The 13,831-nt window shown below is 75.0% G+C and carries 11 protein-coding genes and 1 pseudogene; 8 read left to right on the plus strand and 4 right to left on the minus strand.

Annotated features, from left to right (window positions below):
- Window positions 1-72: 72 nt before the first annotated feature.
- Genes F4562_RS32215 through plsX form a run of 4 tightly spaced genes read left to right on the plus strand, consistent with a single transcriptional unit; the run spans window position 73 to window position 4,505 of the window.
- Window positions 73-1,128: a polyprenyl synthetase family protein gene (locus F4562_RS32215; RefSeq protein ID WP_184547012.1), complete on the plus strand. Its 1,056-nt coding sequence runs from the start codon at window positions 73-75 to the stop codon at window positions 1,126-1,128.
- On the plus strand, window positions 1,125-2,582 hold the full coding sequence (locus F4562_RS32220; protein WP_184547014.1) for a phytoene desaturase family protein: 1,458 nt from the start codon (window positions 1,125-1,127) through the stop codon (window positions 2,580-2,582). Before F4562_RS32215 ends, F4562_RS32220 begins: the two co-directional genes overlap by 4 nt.
- A complete protein-coding gene (locus F4562_RS32225) occupies window positions 2,579-3,478 on the plus strand; it encodes a phytoene/squalene synthase family protein (protein WP_221207779.1) in 900 nt (299 codons plus the stop codon). The genes F4562_RS32220 and F4562_RS32225 overlap by 4 nt, the downstream gene beginning before the upstream one ends.
- Before the next feature lie 55 nt (window positions 3,479-3,533).
- Window positions 3,534-4,505: a phosphate acyltransferase PlsX gene (gene plsX, locus F4562_RS32230; protein ID WP_184547016.1), complete on the plus strand. Its 972-nt coding sequence runs from the start codon at window positions 3,534-3,536 to the stop codon at window positions 4,503-4,505.
- Between the two features lie 200 nt (window positions 4,506-4,705).
- Here the strand turns inward: plsX and F4562_RS32235 are convergent, their stop codons facing one another.
- A complete protein-coding gene (locus tag F4562_RS32235) occupies window positions 4,706-5,410 on the minus strand; it encodes a spheroidene monooxygenase (RefSeq protein ID WP_184547018.1) in 705 nt (234 codons plus the stop codon).
- Between F4562_RS32235 and F4562_RS35530 the strand changes: the two are divergent.
- Window positions 5,385-5,885 (plus strand): annotated as a pseudogene (locus F4562_RS35530) (glycerol-3-phosphate acyltransferase); the annotation flags it as partial. The gene F4562_RS32235 and the pseudogene F4562_RS35530 overlap by 26 nt on opposite strands.
- Before the next feature lie 43 nt (window positions 5,886-5,928).
- On the opposite strand, the gene F4562_RS36755 reads toward F4562_RS35530, so the two are convergent.
- The 3 genes from F4562_RS36755 to F4562_RS32250 are packed head-to-tail and all read right to left on the minus strand — an operon-like array spanning window position 5,929 to window position 9,535.
- Entirely contained in the window at window positions 5,929-7,125 is a 1,197-nt protein-coding gene (locus F4562_RS36755; protein ID WP_375782497.1) for a glycosyltransferase family 2 protein, read from the minus strand.
- On the minus strand, window positions 7,122-8,708 hold the full coding sequence (locus F4562_RS32245) for a phytoene desaturase family protein (RefSeq protein WP_221207780.1): 1,587 nt from the start codon (window positions 8,706-8,708) through the stop codon (window positions 7,122-7,124). The genes F4562_RS36755 and F4562_RS32245 overlap by 4 nt, the downstream gene beginning before the upstream one ends.
- On the minus strand, window positions 8,696-9,535 hold the full coding sequence (locus F4562_RS32250) for a carotenoid biosynthesis protein (RefSeq protein ID WP_311734244.1): 840 nt from the start codon (window positions 9,533-9,535) through the stop codon (window positions 8,696-8,698). The genes F4562_RS32245 and F4562_RS32250 overlap by 13 nt, the downstream gene beginning before the upstream one ends.
- Before the next feature lie 275 nt (window positions 9,536-9,810).
- Between F4562_RS32250 and F4562_RS32255 the strand changes: the two genes are divergently transcribed.
- From F4562_RS32255 to F4562_RS32265, 3 genes are all read left to right on the plus strand, one after another.
- Entirely contained in the window at window positions 9,811-10,431 is a 621-nt protein-coding gene (locus F4562_RS32255) for a hypothetical protein (RefSeq protein ID WP_184547020.1), read from the plus strand.
- Between the two features lie 67 nt (window positions 10,432-10,498).
- Entirely contained in the window at window positions 10,499-11,344 is an 846-nt protein-coding gene (locus tag F4562_RS32260; RefSeq protein ID WP_221207781.1) for a sulfite exporter TauE/SafE family protein, read from the plus strand.
- A gap of 115 nt (window positions 11,345-11,459) precedes the next feature.
- On the plus strand, window positions 11,460-13,748 hold the full coding sequence (locus F4562_RS32265; RefSeq protein WP_184547022.1) for an FdhF/YdeP family oxidoreductase: 2,289 nt from the start codon (window positions 11,460-11,462) through the stop codon (window positions 13,746-13,748).
- Window positions 13,749-13,831: the final 83 nt, after the last annotated feature.

The following is a 13,831-nucleotide window of genomic DNA, read 5'->3' on the forward strand; positions in this document are numbered from 1 at the left end:
ATCTCGTCTTCACCCGGGCGCATCCGAACACGGCCTCGCTTGCGAAGTTCTCACCATCGACGCAGAGGAGTGATGCCCGTGGTCGCCGTCACCCGGGAAACCGATCGGCTCCGTGAGCTGATGGACCACCGTCTCGACCGGCTTCTCGAAGGGGAGACGGACAAGCTCGCCTTCCTCGGTGCTGACCTCGACGTGCTGCGCGAGGTCCTGCTGGGGTTCGTCCGGGAGGGCGGCAAGCGGCTGCGGCCCGCGTTCGTCTACTGGGGGCACCGCGCGGCGGGCGGCTCACCGGACGACGAGGCCGTCTACGCCGCCGGTTGCGCCGTGGAGCTCATGCACGCGGGTGCGCTGATGCTCGACGACGTCATGGACGAGGCCGGCACCCGGCGCGGCCGGCGGACGGCGCACCTGACGATGGCCGCGTACCACGACGCGCGCGGATGGCGGGGGAGCGCCACCCGGTTCGGCGAGTCCACCGCGGTCCTGTTCGGCATGCTCGCCTACACCTGGGCCGACGCCGCGCTGCTGCACTGCGGGCCCCGGCTGCCTGCCGCGCTGGAGGTGTTCAACCAGCTGCGCACCGAGGTCATCGGCGGGCAGTACCTCGACCTGGCGCACGCCGCCAGGCGTGGCGGCGACGCGGCGGAGGCTGGCCGCATCTCCACCTACAAGTCCGGCAAGTACACCGTCGAGCGTCCCCTGCACCTCGGGCACGCCGTCGCGGACGGGCCTGCCCGGCTGCGCGCCGTGCTCAGCGCCTACGCCCTCCCGCTGGGCGAGGCGTTCCAGCTCCGCGACGACGTGCTCGGCGTGTACGGCGACCCCGCCGCCACCGGCAAACCCGTCGGCGCCGACCTGCGGCAGGGCAAGCAGACCTGGTTGACCGCGGTCGCGCGGGAGCGGGCCGGCGCGTACGGTGCCGCGCTCATGGACAACGTGCGCGACGAGGACGACGTCGAGGCCGCCCGCGCGCTGATCACCGCCACCGGGGCCCGGGAGGCCGCCGAGGAACGCATCGGCGACCTCGTCGCCCGCGCGGTGGCCGCCCTGGAGGGGGCCGGCATCCCCGGCGACGCGGCCGAGGGACTGGCGGAGCTGGCCGACCTGGCGACGAGGAGGGGCACGTGAGCCGGGTCGTGGTGATCGGGGCCGGCCTCGGCGGGCTGGCCGCGGCGGTCAGACTGGCCGCCGCGGGGCGGGACGTCACGGTCGTCGAGGCCGGCCGGGTGCCCGGCGGCTGCTGCGGGACCGCGTCCCTCGGCGAGTACCGCTTCGACACCGGCCCGTCGGTGCTGACCATGCCGGACGTCCTCGCCGGCGTCTTCGCCGCCGCCGGCGAGGACATGGAGACCTGGCTCCCGCTGCGGCGGCTGGACCCGTACTACCGGTTGCGCTTCGACGATGGCTCCCACCTCGACATGGTCGCCGGGGAGGACGCCATGATCGAGCAGGTGCGCGCGCTGTGCGGCGCCGCGGAGGCCGACCGGTACCGGCGTTTCCGCGCACGCCTCGGCGAACTGTTCGAGGCCGAGTGGTCGTCCTTCATCGACCGCGACATGACCCGGCTGCGGAGCCTCGTCCAGCCGCGCGTTCTGGCCAGGCTGGCGGCCATGGGCGGCTTCCGGAGCCTGGACCGCCTCGTCGGAAGCCACCTCACCGACCACAGGCTGGTCAAGGCGCACACCTTCCAGGCCCTGTACGTCGGCCTGGCACCGCGCCAGGCCCTCGGCATCTACGCCGTCATCGCCCACATGGACACGGTCGGCGGCGTCTTCTTCCCCCGGCACGGCGGCATGCACGCCATCCCGCAGGCCCTGGCCGCGGTGGCGGAGAAGGCCGGGGCCCAGTTCCGCTACGGTACGCGCGCCGTCAAGGTCGAGACCGGGGCGTCGGGGGTGTCCGGGGTCCGGCTCGACACCGGCGAGCACCTGCCGGCCCGCCACGTCGTGGTCGCCTGCGACCTGCCCGGCGCCCACGCGGGGCTGCTTCCGGAAGCGGCCGGCGACTGGCGGCTGCGCCGTCCCCGGCACTCGCCCTCCTGTCTCGTCATGCACTTCGGCCTCGACCGGCGGCTCACCGGCCAGGCCCACCACACCCTGCACTTCGGCCGCGACTGGGACGCCGCCTTCGCCGCCCTCACCGCCGGCCGGCCGCAGCCCGACCCTCACCTGCTGGTCACCTACCCCGACTCCGACACCGGTGCCGCACCCGCCGGTCACGCCACCCTCACCGTGCTGGAACCGGCTCCCAACCTCCACCGCGGAGACTGGGACGGGCTCACCGCGCGGCTGGAGGACCGGCTGTTCGGCAGGCTCGCCGACCTCGGCTACGGCGACCTGTCCGGTGCGCCGAGGCTCACCTTCGACCCGCCCGCCTGGCAGCGGCTCGGCCACTCGGCCGGCACCCCGTTCGCCCTCGACCACCGGTTCACCCAGACGGCGTGGTTCCGGCCCGCGGGCGCCGCCCGGCGGGTGCCCGGCCTGCACTTCGCCGGCATGTTCACCGCGCCCGGGGTCGGCGTGCCCCCGGTGCTCGTCTCCGGCCGGCTGGCCGCGGAACGCGTCCTGGAGGAATCCCGATGACCCTGACCGCGAGTTACGAGCGCTGCCGCAGGCTCAACGCCCGCCACGGCCGCTCCTACTATCTCGCGACCCTGCTGCTGCCGGCCTGGAAACGCCCCCACGTGCACGCCCTGTACGGATTCGCCCGCTACGCCGACGAGATCGTCGACTCCTTCACCATGACCGGCGACCGGGCACGGGCGCTGGACGCCCTGTCGGCCCGGCTGGCCGCGGCGCTGGCCGGCGACGCCGTCGACGACCCGGTGCTGCCGGCGTTCGCGCAGACCGTGCGCTCGTTCGGCATCGACCACGGCGACATCCGGGCGTTCCTCCGGTCGATGCGCGCCGACCTGACCGTCACCCGCTACGCCACCTACGACGACCTGCTCGGCTACATGGAGGGTTCGGCGGCGGTGATCGGCACCATGATGCTGCCCGTGCTGGAACCGCTGCCCGGCATGGAGGAGCGGGCCCGCGAACCCGCGCGCCAGCTCGGGCTGGCCTTCCAGCTGACGAACTTCCTGCGCGACGTCGCCGAGGACCTGGCCCGCGGCCGGATCTACCTGCCCCTGGAGGACCTGGACAAGTTCGGCGTGGACGCGGCCGACCTGGGACGCCGTGCCCCCACCCCGGCGCTGCGGGACCTGCTGGCCTTCGAGGCCGGACGGGCCCGCGACCACTACGGGCAGGCCCTGGAGGGCGTCGCCATGCTGGCCCCCTCCTCCCGGCCGTGCATCCGGGCCGCCTACGAGCTGTACGGGGGCATTCTCGACCGGATCGAGGCCGTCGGGTACGACGTGCTCCGACATCGGGCCGTCGTGCCCCGGCGGCGCAGGGCGGCCATCTTCGCCCGGCACCTGCTCGCGGCGTCCGCCGCCGACCGGGCGGAGCGCCGCGTGACCGCCGATGTCCCGTGATCCCGGCCCGGACGCCCGCCTCCCGCCCGCCGAACGTTTTCCTCAGGAGGACATGATGCCCGAGCCGGTGGCCGTCGACGCGATGGGCGGAGACCACGGGCCGGCCGAGACGGTCGCCGGAGCGGTGCTCGCCCGGCGTGCCCGCGGCGTCCCCGTGGTCCTCGTGGGCCGGGCCGGCGCGATCCGCGCCGAGCTCGCCCGGCACGACGCGGTCGGCGAGATCGACGTGGTGCACGCCGAGCAGATCGTCCCGATGACCGAGCGGGGGGCCGGGGCCGTGTCCGCCGACCAGACCAGCGTGGCCGTCGGCTGCGACCTCGTACGGCAGGGGGCGGCGTCGGCGTTCGTGTCGGCCGGCTCGACCGGCGCGGTCGTCTCGCGCGCGATCCGCGGCCTCGGCCGCGCGGAGGGCGTGCTGCGTCCGGCCCTGGCCGTCGCGCTGCCCTCGGTCACCGGAGGGGCGACCGTGCTCGTCGACGCCGGGGCCACCGCCGACCCGACCCCCGAGATGGTCGCCCAGTTCGCGCTGCTCGGCGCGTCCTACGCCCAGCTCGTGCTGGGGGTGGCCGACCCGTCGGTCGGCCTGCTGTCGATCGGCTCGGAGCCGGGCAAGGGAAACCGGCTCACCCGCAGGACCGAGGGGCTGCTCCCCGGGCTGCCGTTCCGGTTCCACGGCAACGTCGAGGGCCACGACGTCCTCGCCGGCACCGTCGATGTGATCGTCACCGACGGGTTCACCGGGAACGTGGTGCTGAAGAACGTCGAGGGCACGGTGCGCGCGGCACTGGCGATGGTGGCGCGCGCGGGGGTGGCCGGCCCCGAGGCGCTGCGGGAGGTGGCGGCCCGCTACGACCCGGAGACGCACGGCGGGGCAGCCCTGCTCGGCCTGGACGGCACCGTCGTCGTCGCGCACGGTTCCTCCCGCGCCAGGACTGTCGCCCGCGCCTGCGAGGTGGCGCGCGACCTCGCTGAGGGCGGGGTGGTGACCAGGGTCCGCGACCATCTCGCAGTGGAACCGGTCCGGTGACCGGGCCACCGGCCGCGGCGTCCCCGGACGGCGTCCGCCGCCCGCGCGGGAACCGCGCCGCCCGGGGGACGGGCCGGGCCCCGGAGCCCGGCGCTGCGGATGGCGCGGGTGACCAGGCGGGCCCGGGCGGCATGGGTGGCCACGATGGCCTGGGTGGCCACGGTGGCCTGGGTGGCCTGGGTGGCACGGCACTGGGACGGTCAGGCGAGCGGGTCGGCGCCGTCCCAGGTGCCCTCGCTCGCGTACGGCGTGAACCGGGCGAACAACTCCTCGGAGTACCAGCCCTCCGCGCGCGTCCTGCCGATCACCCGCCGGTGCTCCCCGTCGCGGTAGGCGAAGTCCCGCACCGAGGCGGCGTCCCGCCACAGCGAGAACGTGGCCTGCCGGGCCAGCGGCCACTCGCCGACCCCCACCGAGGCCAGGCAGCCGTCCTGCTCCCGCAGCAGCCGGTCCACCGCGGGCACCGACCGGTAGAACGCCACCAGGCGGGAGGGCCGGATCGACGCCCGGGTCAGCACGGCCACCGGCCCGCCGGTGCCGGCCCCGGCCCCGGGCGGCGGGCCGAAGGGCTCCACCCCGTCCCAGCGGCCCCGCGAGGCCAGCGGAGCCAGCCGCACCTGCCACGACTCCAGCGCCTCGCGCCGCCACCGGGCCGCCACCGGCGACTCCGCCACGAAACGGTCCAGCTCCCGCTCCTCCCGCCAGACCGCCAGCAGCGCCCAGCGCCGCAGGTCGGCGCCCAGGCTCATCGACGTCCCACGGCCGGAGCCGAGCAGCCGCCAGAACAGCAATCCGGGGGTGCGCCGCAGCACCGGCCGGTCGAACGCCATGTGACGCATGGCCCCCAGATCCCCGTACCTGGTGAGGTGAAAGGAAGCGATGGTTCCCCTGCTCGTCGCGGTCATCGGCGGCTACCTTCTCGGGTCCGTGCCGGTCGCCGTGCTCGTCGCCCGCACGCACGGCGTCGACCCCCGCGAGGTCGGCGACCGCAACCCGGGGTTCTGGAACGTCAAGGAACGGCTCGGCCGGCGGGCCGCCGCGCCGGTCTTCGCCGGTGACACCCTCAAGGGGACGCTCGCCGCGCTGCTCGCCCTGGTGGCCGGCGGGCACACCGTCGGGTTCGGCGGGGTGAGCGGCGCGGGCGCCGTACCCGTGTACGCGGCGACGGCCGCCGCGATGATCGGGCACGCCTGGCCGGTGTTCGCGGGGTTCCGCGGCGGCCGGTCGGTGCTGACGTTCGTGGGCGGCTTCGCCGTCATCTGTCCCGCTGCCTTCCTGCTGGGCGTCGTCCTGCTGGCCGTGGCCGGCCTGGTGACGCGGTCGTTCGCGACCGGCGCGCGGGCCGGGGTGTTCGCCCTGCCCGTCTTCCAGTCGATCTTCGCGCCGGTCGAGTACGTCGCCGGGACCGGTCTGCTGATGTGCCTCATCGGGCTCCGCTTCGGCCAGGCCGCCCGGTCGGCCCGTTCCGGCCGTGCCGCGAGTCCCGGGAGTCCCGTGAGTCCTGAGAGTCCCGCGCCTCCCGCGCCGCCGGGGCGGACGCGGCCCCGGTCGTGACCCCCGGGTAGGTGCGTCCCCGCCAGCTGCGCACCGGACGCAGCGTCGCCTCCGTCAGCCGCAGGGCGGTCAGCGGATCCAGCAGCGGGGAGAGCAGCACACCCGGCCCCGGCCGGGTGTAGCTGCCGCGCAGCGCGCTCGCCAGCAGCAGCCGCGCGGCCAGCAGGCCCAGGTCCAGCCGGGTGGGCCGGCCGGTCACCAGCCGCAGCACCGGCAGCGCCGTGGTCAGCCAGATCACCCCGAGGTCGGCGAGCTGCCGCGCGGGATCGGTGACGTCGCGCAGCGGCAGCGAACGCCCCCACTCCCGCCACACCTCGGCCGCCGAGGAATGCATGTCGATCTCCAGCAGGCCGCCGGCGTCGAGGAAGGCGACGGACCACCCCTCGGCGGCCAGGGTGCGGGCCAGCGCCACGTCGTCCGTCATGTGCCCGCGGATCCGCGCGAACCCGTCCGCCTCCAGCATCGCCGTGCGGCGGAAGGCCACGCACTGGCCGCTGGTCACCACCCGGTCCGGTGCCGGGGGAGTGGCCGGCCCGATCGGGCCGAACCGGTACACCAGCGTCGCCAGGAACGAGGCGTGCAACGCCTGCTCGGCGGGCCCGTCGCAGACGAACCTGGGCCCGGCGCTGACCAGGTCGTAGTGGTCCAGGGCCGCGGTGACGGCGCCGAGCAGGCCGGGAAGCGGGCGGGTGTCGGCGTCGAGCGTCACCACGACGTCGCCGTTCGACGCCTCGACCCCCTGCCGCAACGCCCACTGCTTGCCCACCCAGCCCGCGGGCAGCGGCGCCCCGGTCAGCACCTTCGCGCCGAGCCCGGCGGCCAGCGCGGCCGTGCCGTCGCGCGACTCGTCGTCGACGACGATCACCTCCAGGACGGCCGGGTCGGTCAGCACCGCCCGCAGGCAGGGGCCCAACCGGCTCTCCTCGTCCCGGGCCGGGATCACCACCGAGATCCGCGCGGGCACACCGGCGACCGGGGTCAGCGCGGGCAGCCGGTCGCGTCCCCGCGCCAGCCGCACCCCGGCGACGAGCGCCGCGGCGGCCTGCACCGCGGTCAACGCCTTCACCGGTCCCCCCCGGTGACCCGCGGCATCCCCGGTGCTCCCGACGTCCCAGGTGTCCCCAGCCTCTCTGATGTTCCCGGCGTCTCCGTACCGCCCCTCCCGGCGGGCGGCGTCACGTCCGGCGCGGGCCGTCCGGCGCCGGTCCGGCCCGCGCGACCGGTGGGGAAGTCCTCCCGCACGAGCGAGGCGACGATCCGCCCGCCCATCGCGACCAGCGGCAACCCGCCGCCGGGGTGCGCCGAGCCGCCCACCAGGTACAGGCCGCGCCGGGGCCCGCGGTTGCCGGGACGGCGGAAGGGGGCGAGCGGGCCGGAGTAGGCGCCGCCGTAGATCGAGCCGCCCCACGCGCCGTACCGGTCGCGCAGGTCCGCCGGGGTGAACAGGTCGACGAACCGCAGCCGCCCCGACAGGTCGTGGCCCCGCGAGGCCAGCCGTTCGAGCACCAGGTCCCGGTACGCCTCCGGCGGCATCGGCCACCGGGCGGGGTCCCGCGCCGGGACGTTCACCAGCATGACCTGGTTCTCCATGCCCGGCGGGGCCTGCGACGGGTCGTCCACCGCCGAGCAGCCGATGTAGACGGTCGGGTCCTCCGGCGGCCTGCGCCGCTCGAAGATGTCGGCGAACTCCCGCCCGTAGTCGGCGGAGAAGACGATCGAATGGTGCGCCGGCCGCGCGGAGCGGCCCTCGACCCCGGCGAGCAGCAGCAGCACCGAGGACGACGTGCCCAGCCGGGCGATGCGGCGCAACCGCCGCCGGTCGGGCAGCAGGGTGCCGTACAACGCCGCCGCGTCGGTGTTGGCGATCACGACGTCGGCGCGCTCGCGTTCCCCGGAGGCCAGCCGCACCCCGCGGACCCGTTCGCCGTCGGCCAGCACCTCCGCCACGTCGGCGTTCAGACGCACCTCCACCCCGGCCTTCTCCAGCGCCAGGGCGAGGGCGTCGGCGATGCGGGGCAGCCCGCCGGGCACGTACCAGCCGCCTTCGCCGTGCTCGATCGCGGGGACGCACCCCAGCGCGGCCGGCGCCCGGTACGGGCTCGAACCCGCGTAGGTGGCGTAGCGGCCGACGTACTGGCGCAGGCGCGGGTCGGTGAAGAACCGGCGGGCCAGCCCGTCGAGGGTGCGGCCCGGCGCCACCGCCAGCAGGTCCGACAGGCGGGTGTCCGCGCGCGGGGCGGTCAGCGGCCCGGAGAAGAACGTGCGGCGCGACGCCTCGAAGCAGGTGCGGGCCCAGTCGTGGAAGGCCAGCCAGTTGCGGCCCTCCCCGGGGGAGAGCCGGTCGACCTCCGCGGCCGTCGCCGCGGGATCGCGGTACGCGGTCAGCTCCGAGCCGTCGGCGAAGCGGTAACGGCACAGCTCGGCGAGCTCCACCAGGTCCAGGTCGAGCCCCAGCTCGGTGAACAGGCGCGGCAGGGTCAGCAGGGACGGGCCCAGGGAGAAGGTGAAACCGTCCCTGTGGTGCTCGGCGAGCTTGCCCCCCAGGCGGGGGAGCCGCTCGTACAGCCGGACCCGGTATCCCCGCTCGGCGAGCAGCAGCGCGGAGACCATGCCTCCGACGCCACCGCCGACCACGATCACTTCCGCCATCCACGCCTCCAGGCGAGCAGTACGAACAGGCCCATGCAGAGTCCCCCGGCGGTGGCGACCAGCGGGTCCGGCGGGTCGAACACCGCCGCGAAGCCGACGGTCTCCATGACCGCCATCACCGTGTAGATCACGACCAGCCCGGTGCCGCGCGCCGCCGGGTCGGCCACGATCCGCTCGATGAGCACCATGACCAGCGCGGAGACGACGATCCAGCCGACGAAGTTGCTGACCGGGACACCCCGGTAGGGGCCGGGGTCGTGCCAGACCCACAGCCCCAGGCGGAGCATCTGTGGGTCGAGGAACAGGTCCCACGCGGTCAGCGCCAGCGCACCCAGCACGACCCGGGCCGGCCGGTTGCGCGGCGCCGCCGCGGCCGCCGCGGCGTGCGCCGCCAGGCCCATGCCACCCCAGGCGAGGGCGACGATCACCGGCACCCCGCTGAGCTGCGGCTGGAGCACGCCGGTGTAGTGGTAGTCGCCGAACGGCAGGCCCGTCCTGATCCCGATCCACTCGGCGGCGTATCCGGCGGCGACCGCGGCGGCCAGCGCCGCCGCGGCCCGTGCCGGTCCGTGGACCGACGCGGCGAAGGACAGAGCACTGCCGGCGAGCAGCACGACGACCACGCCGGTCAACACGATCGGCCGTGGTTGCAGCCCGGAGGCGACCTGCGCGACGACCATGGCCGCCAGCAGCGCCACGCCGAGCGCGCGCGCCGCCCGGGGGAACGGCTCCGCCGCCCCGGCCCTCCCCGGTCCGCCGGCCGGCGGACGCTCCCGCGTCGCGCCGTGCCCCCGGCGTCCGCTGTTCATCTGGTTGCTGTGCCCCACGGAAGGTCATTCGAGTGGCCGGGCACGGTCAGATTCACTTTGTCGTCGTGATTCGCCGTAGCAGCGGTTTTTCCCGCGTCCGCCCGTCTGTCCGTTCGCCGGGTCGCCCGTCCGCCGTCTGTCCGACCGCCGCCTGTCCGCCCGTCCGCCGGGTCGCTCAGCCGGTCGCCCGGTGGGCGGCAACCGCTCTGCAAGCGTGGTGCATGCGGGGCGTCCTACAAACCTCTCACCACCCCGGCCCCCGGCTGCCGCACCGGCCGAAAGGACGATCCCGTATGAGCGCCGCACGCTCCATGCCCTTCCACGCCCCTCCCGGCTTCGGAGGAGGGCCGGTGCCGTCGCCCGGGTCCCCGTTCCTATGGATCTTCGCCGGGGCTCCGCTGGTGGTGGCGCTCGCTGCGGTGGTGCTGATCGCCGTCTCGAATCCGGCGCAGCAGCCGGAGCAGGTCGTCTTCCCCGGCGTCCGCAGCCTTCACGTGAACACCGACCACGGCGACGTGGAGATCGCCGGCGCCGACGTCGCGGAGGTCCGCGTGACGCGGCGGCACCACGGGGACGCCCCCCGCGCGGAGTCGTCGGGCGGTGGCTCCCTCATCGTCGGCCTGCTGTGCCTGGAGGGGGCCGTCTGCACGCTGCTCCGCGACACCCCCCGCGACCACACCGACTACGCCTTCGTCGTCCCGGCCGGCATCGACGTCGCCGTGCACAGCCGCAACGGGGACGTCGTCCTGCGCGGGCTCACCGGACGGGTCGACGTCAGCCCCGGCAACGGCACGATCGTCCGCGAGGACGGGAGCGGCACCGGCACGGCCGGCCCCGACCCCGGTCCCGGTCCTGGTCCTGGTCCCGGTCCCGGGGACGGGAGCGGGACGAAAGGCACGCCCGCCGGACGATGACCGGGTCGCCGCCCGCGGACGGGGCGGTGGCGGGTGGTCGCGGACGGGTGTGATTTGCTGGGCTGCCGTGGCCGTCGCTGAGGTGCTGGGACTGTTCGGAACCGGGGTGCTCGCGGGCGTGGTCGGCACGGTGGTGAGCCTGGCGTCGATCGTCTCCTACCCGGTGCTCCTGGCATTCGGCCTGTCGCCGCTGAGCGCGAACGTCACGAACACGGTGGCGCTGACGTTCAACGGTCTGGGTGCCGCGGCCGGGTCGCGTCCGGAGCTCGTGGGGCAGGGCGGCCGGGTCCTGCGGCTGGGTGCGGTGACCCTGCTGGGCGGGGCGGTGGGGGCGGCGCTGCTGCTGGCGACCCCGTCCGACACCTTCGAGGCGATCGCGCCGTGGCTGATCGCGGCCGCCTCGCTGCTGCTGATCCGCCCGCCGGGGACGGGGAGAGGAACCGGCGGCGGAGGCGGCCGGCCGGTGGCCGGGGACGGTGACGGAGACAGGACCGGGACCGGTGGCGGGGACGGGAGCGGGAGCGGCCGGGCGGCGCGTGGGGGCGGCGGCGAGGGGGGCCGGGCGGCGCGCGCCGCCATGTTCGCCGTCGCGATCTACATCGGCTACTTCGGCGCCGCGGGCGGCATCCTCATGTTCGCGGTGCTCTCGGCCGTGCTCGACCAGGAGCCCGTCAAGGTCAACGCGGTCAAGAACGTGATCTCCTCCTGCTCCAACGGGGTGGCCGCGCTCGGTTTCGCCCTGTTCGGGCCGGTGCAGTGGTCGGCGGTGGCGCCGCTGGCGGCGGGATTCCTGCTGGGCGGCTGGATCGGGCCGGCGATCGCCCGCCGGCTGCCCGGCCCCGCGCTCCGCCTGGGCACGGCGGCCTGCGGGCTGCTCGTCGCGGCGAAACTCGGTCTGGACACCTACACGTGACGCCGGAGTATCTTCACCGGAGCCGGTGCCCGTCACCGGGTAACGTGCGAGATCTCCAGGTGCGCGTGAGGCGTCCGGCGGAGTACGACGGTCTCGATCGAGAGGGAGGTGCCCGGTGGGCAGGAAGGCTCCGCGCGAGGATGTCACCGAGGACGGCCTGGAGGTGGGCCCGCCCAAGGAGTGGGCGGCGGGTGTTCCAGGGGTGGTCCGGTCGCTGCTGGCGTCCCATGCCCAGATGGGCGTCGGCCGCACGTTCCTGACGTTGGCCCGCGTCAACCAGAAGGACGGCTTCGACTGCCCGGGGTGCGCGTGGCCCGAGGGGGAGCACCGCAGCCCGGCCGAGTTCTGCGAGAACGGCGCGAAGGCGGTGGCCGAGGAGGCCACCACCCGCAGGGTCACCCGTGACTTCTTCGCCCGGCACACCGTGGACGACCTCGCGGCGCGCACCGACTACTGGCTGGGCCAGCAGGGACGGCTCACCGAGCCGATGCACAAGCCCGCCGGGGCCGACCACTACGTGCCGGTGAGCTGGGAGGAGGCGTTCGCCGTCATCGCCCGGGAACTGCGCGCGCTCGCCGGCCCCGACGAGGCGCTGTTCTACACCTCCGGCCGGACCTCCAACGAGGCCGCGTTCCTCTACCAGCTCCTCGTACGCCGTTTCGGCACGAACAACCTCCCCGACTGCTCCAACATGTGCCACGAGTCCAGCGGTTCCGCGCTGAACGAGACGCTGGGCATCGGCAAGGGCACGGTGTCGCTGGAGGACCTGCACCGGGCCGACCTCGTCTTCGTGGTCGGCCAGAACCCCGGCACCAACCATCCGCGCATGCTGTCGGCGCTGGAGCGGGCCAAGCGCAACGGGGCACGGATCATCGCGGTCAACCCGCTGCCCGAGGCCGGGCTGTTGCGCTTCAAGAACCCGCAGCGGCCGTCCGGGCTGGCCGGACGCGGCACGGCGCTGGCCGACCGCTTCCTGCAGATCCGGCTCAACGGTGACCTGGCGCTGTTCAAGGCCCTGTCGCGGCTGCTGCTGGAGGCCGAGGACGCGGCCCCGGGCACGGTGCTCGACCGCGCGTTCGTCGAGAGCTCCACCTGCGGCTTCGACGCCTGGGAGAAGGACGTGCGGGCCCTCGACTGGGCCGACGTCGCCGAGGCCACCGGGCTGGACCGGCGGGCCGTCGAGGACACGGCGCGCGATGTGCTCGGCGCCGGGTCGGTGATCGTGTGCTGGGCGATGGGGCTCACCCAGCACCGCAACTCCGTGGCCACCATCCGGGAGGTGGTCAACTTCCTGCTGCTGCGCGGGAACGTGGGCCGCCCGGGGGCCGGGGTGTGCCCGGTGCGGGGGCATTCCAACGTCCAGGGCGACCGCACGATGGGCATCTACGAGAGGCCACCGGCGCGCTTCCTCGACGCGCTCCGCGACGAGTTCGGTTTCGAGCCGCCCCGCCACCACGGCATGGACACCGTGGAGGCGATCAGGGCCCTGCGGTCCGGGGAGGCGAAGGTGTTCGTCGCGATGGGCGGCAACTTCGTGGCCGCGACACCGGACACCGCGGTGACGGAGGCGGCGATGCGCCGGGCACGGCTGACCGTGCAGGTGTCGACCAAGCTGAACCGCTCCCACGCCGTGTGCGGGCGGGAGGCGCTCATCCTCCCGACGCTGGGACGCACCGAACGCGACGGTGACCGGTTCGTCACGGTCGAGGACTCCATGGGCATGGTCCACGCCTCCCGGGGCCGGCTCCGGCCCGCCTCGGACGGGCTGCTGCCGGAGGTGGCGATCGTCTGCAGGTTGGCGCGGGAGCTCTTCGGCGCGGACCCGCACGTGCCCTGGGAGACGTTCGAGACCGACTACGACGCCGTCCGCGACCGCATCGCGCGGGTGGTGCCGGGGTTCGACGACTTCAACGCCCGCGTCCGTGTCCCGGGGGGCTTCGCGCTGCCCAACCCGCCCCGCGACGAGCGGCGCTTCCCGACCGCGACGGGCCGGGCCAACTTCACCGTCAACGCCCTGGAGGTGCTGCGCGTCCCCGAGGGGCGGCTCCTGCTGCAGACGGTCCGCAGCCACGACCAGTACAACACCACGATCTACGGCATGGACGACCACTACCGGGGGGTGCGCGCCGGGCGCCGCGTCGTCTTCGTCCACCCCGACGACCTGACCGAGCGGGGCCTGGCGGACGGTGACACGGTGGACCTCGTCAGTGAGTGGCCCGACGGCGAACGCCGGGCCGAGGCGTTCCGCGCCGTCGCCTACCCCACCGCGCGCGGGTGCTGCGCGGCCTACTTCCCCGAGACCAACGTGCTCGTGCCGCTCGACTCGGTCGCGGAGACCTCCAACACGCCCACCTCCAAGAGCGTCGTGATCCGCCTGCACCGGCACGTTCCGGACGGCGGCTGACACCGTTCCCGGTGGGAGCGCCCGTGCCCGGGGTCGCCTGCTCCACGGCGGCACCGACCGGTTTCAGGCCGGGCCTGGCGACC

Source organism: Streptosporangium becharense (genome assembly GCF_014204985.1).
Classification (GTDB): Bacteria; Actinomycetota; Actinomycetes; order Streptosporangiales; family Streptosporangiaceae; genus Streptosporangium; species Streptosporangium becharense.

Coding starts and splice junctions, on each gene's coding strand:
- plsX (WP_184547016.1), top strand. CDS start 3,534: ATGCCCGAGCCGGTGGCCGTCGACGCGATGGGCGGAGACCACGGGCCG.
- F4562_RS32245 (WP_221207780.1), bottom strand. CDS start 8,708: ATGGCGGAAGTGATCGTGGTCGGCGGTGGCGTCGGAGGCATGGTCTCC.
- F4562_RS32225 (WP_221207779.1), top strand. CDS start 2,579: ATGACCCTGACCGCGAGTTACGAGCGCTGCCGCAGGCTCAACGCCCGC.
- F4562_RS32255 (WP_184547020.1), top strand. CDS start 9,811: ATGAGCGCCGCACGCTCCATGCCCTTCCACGCCCCTCCCGGCTTCGGA.
- F4562_RS32215 (WP_184547012.1), top strand. CDS start 73: ATGCCCGTGGTCGCCGTCACCCGGGAAACCGATCGGCTCCGTGAGCTG.
- F4562_RS32235 (WP_184547018.1), bottom strand. CDS start 5,410: ATGACCGCGACGAGCAGGGGAACCATCGCTTCCTTTCACCTCACCAGG.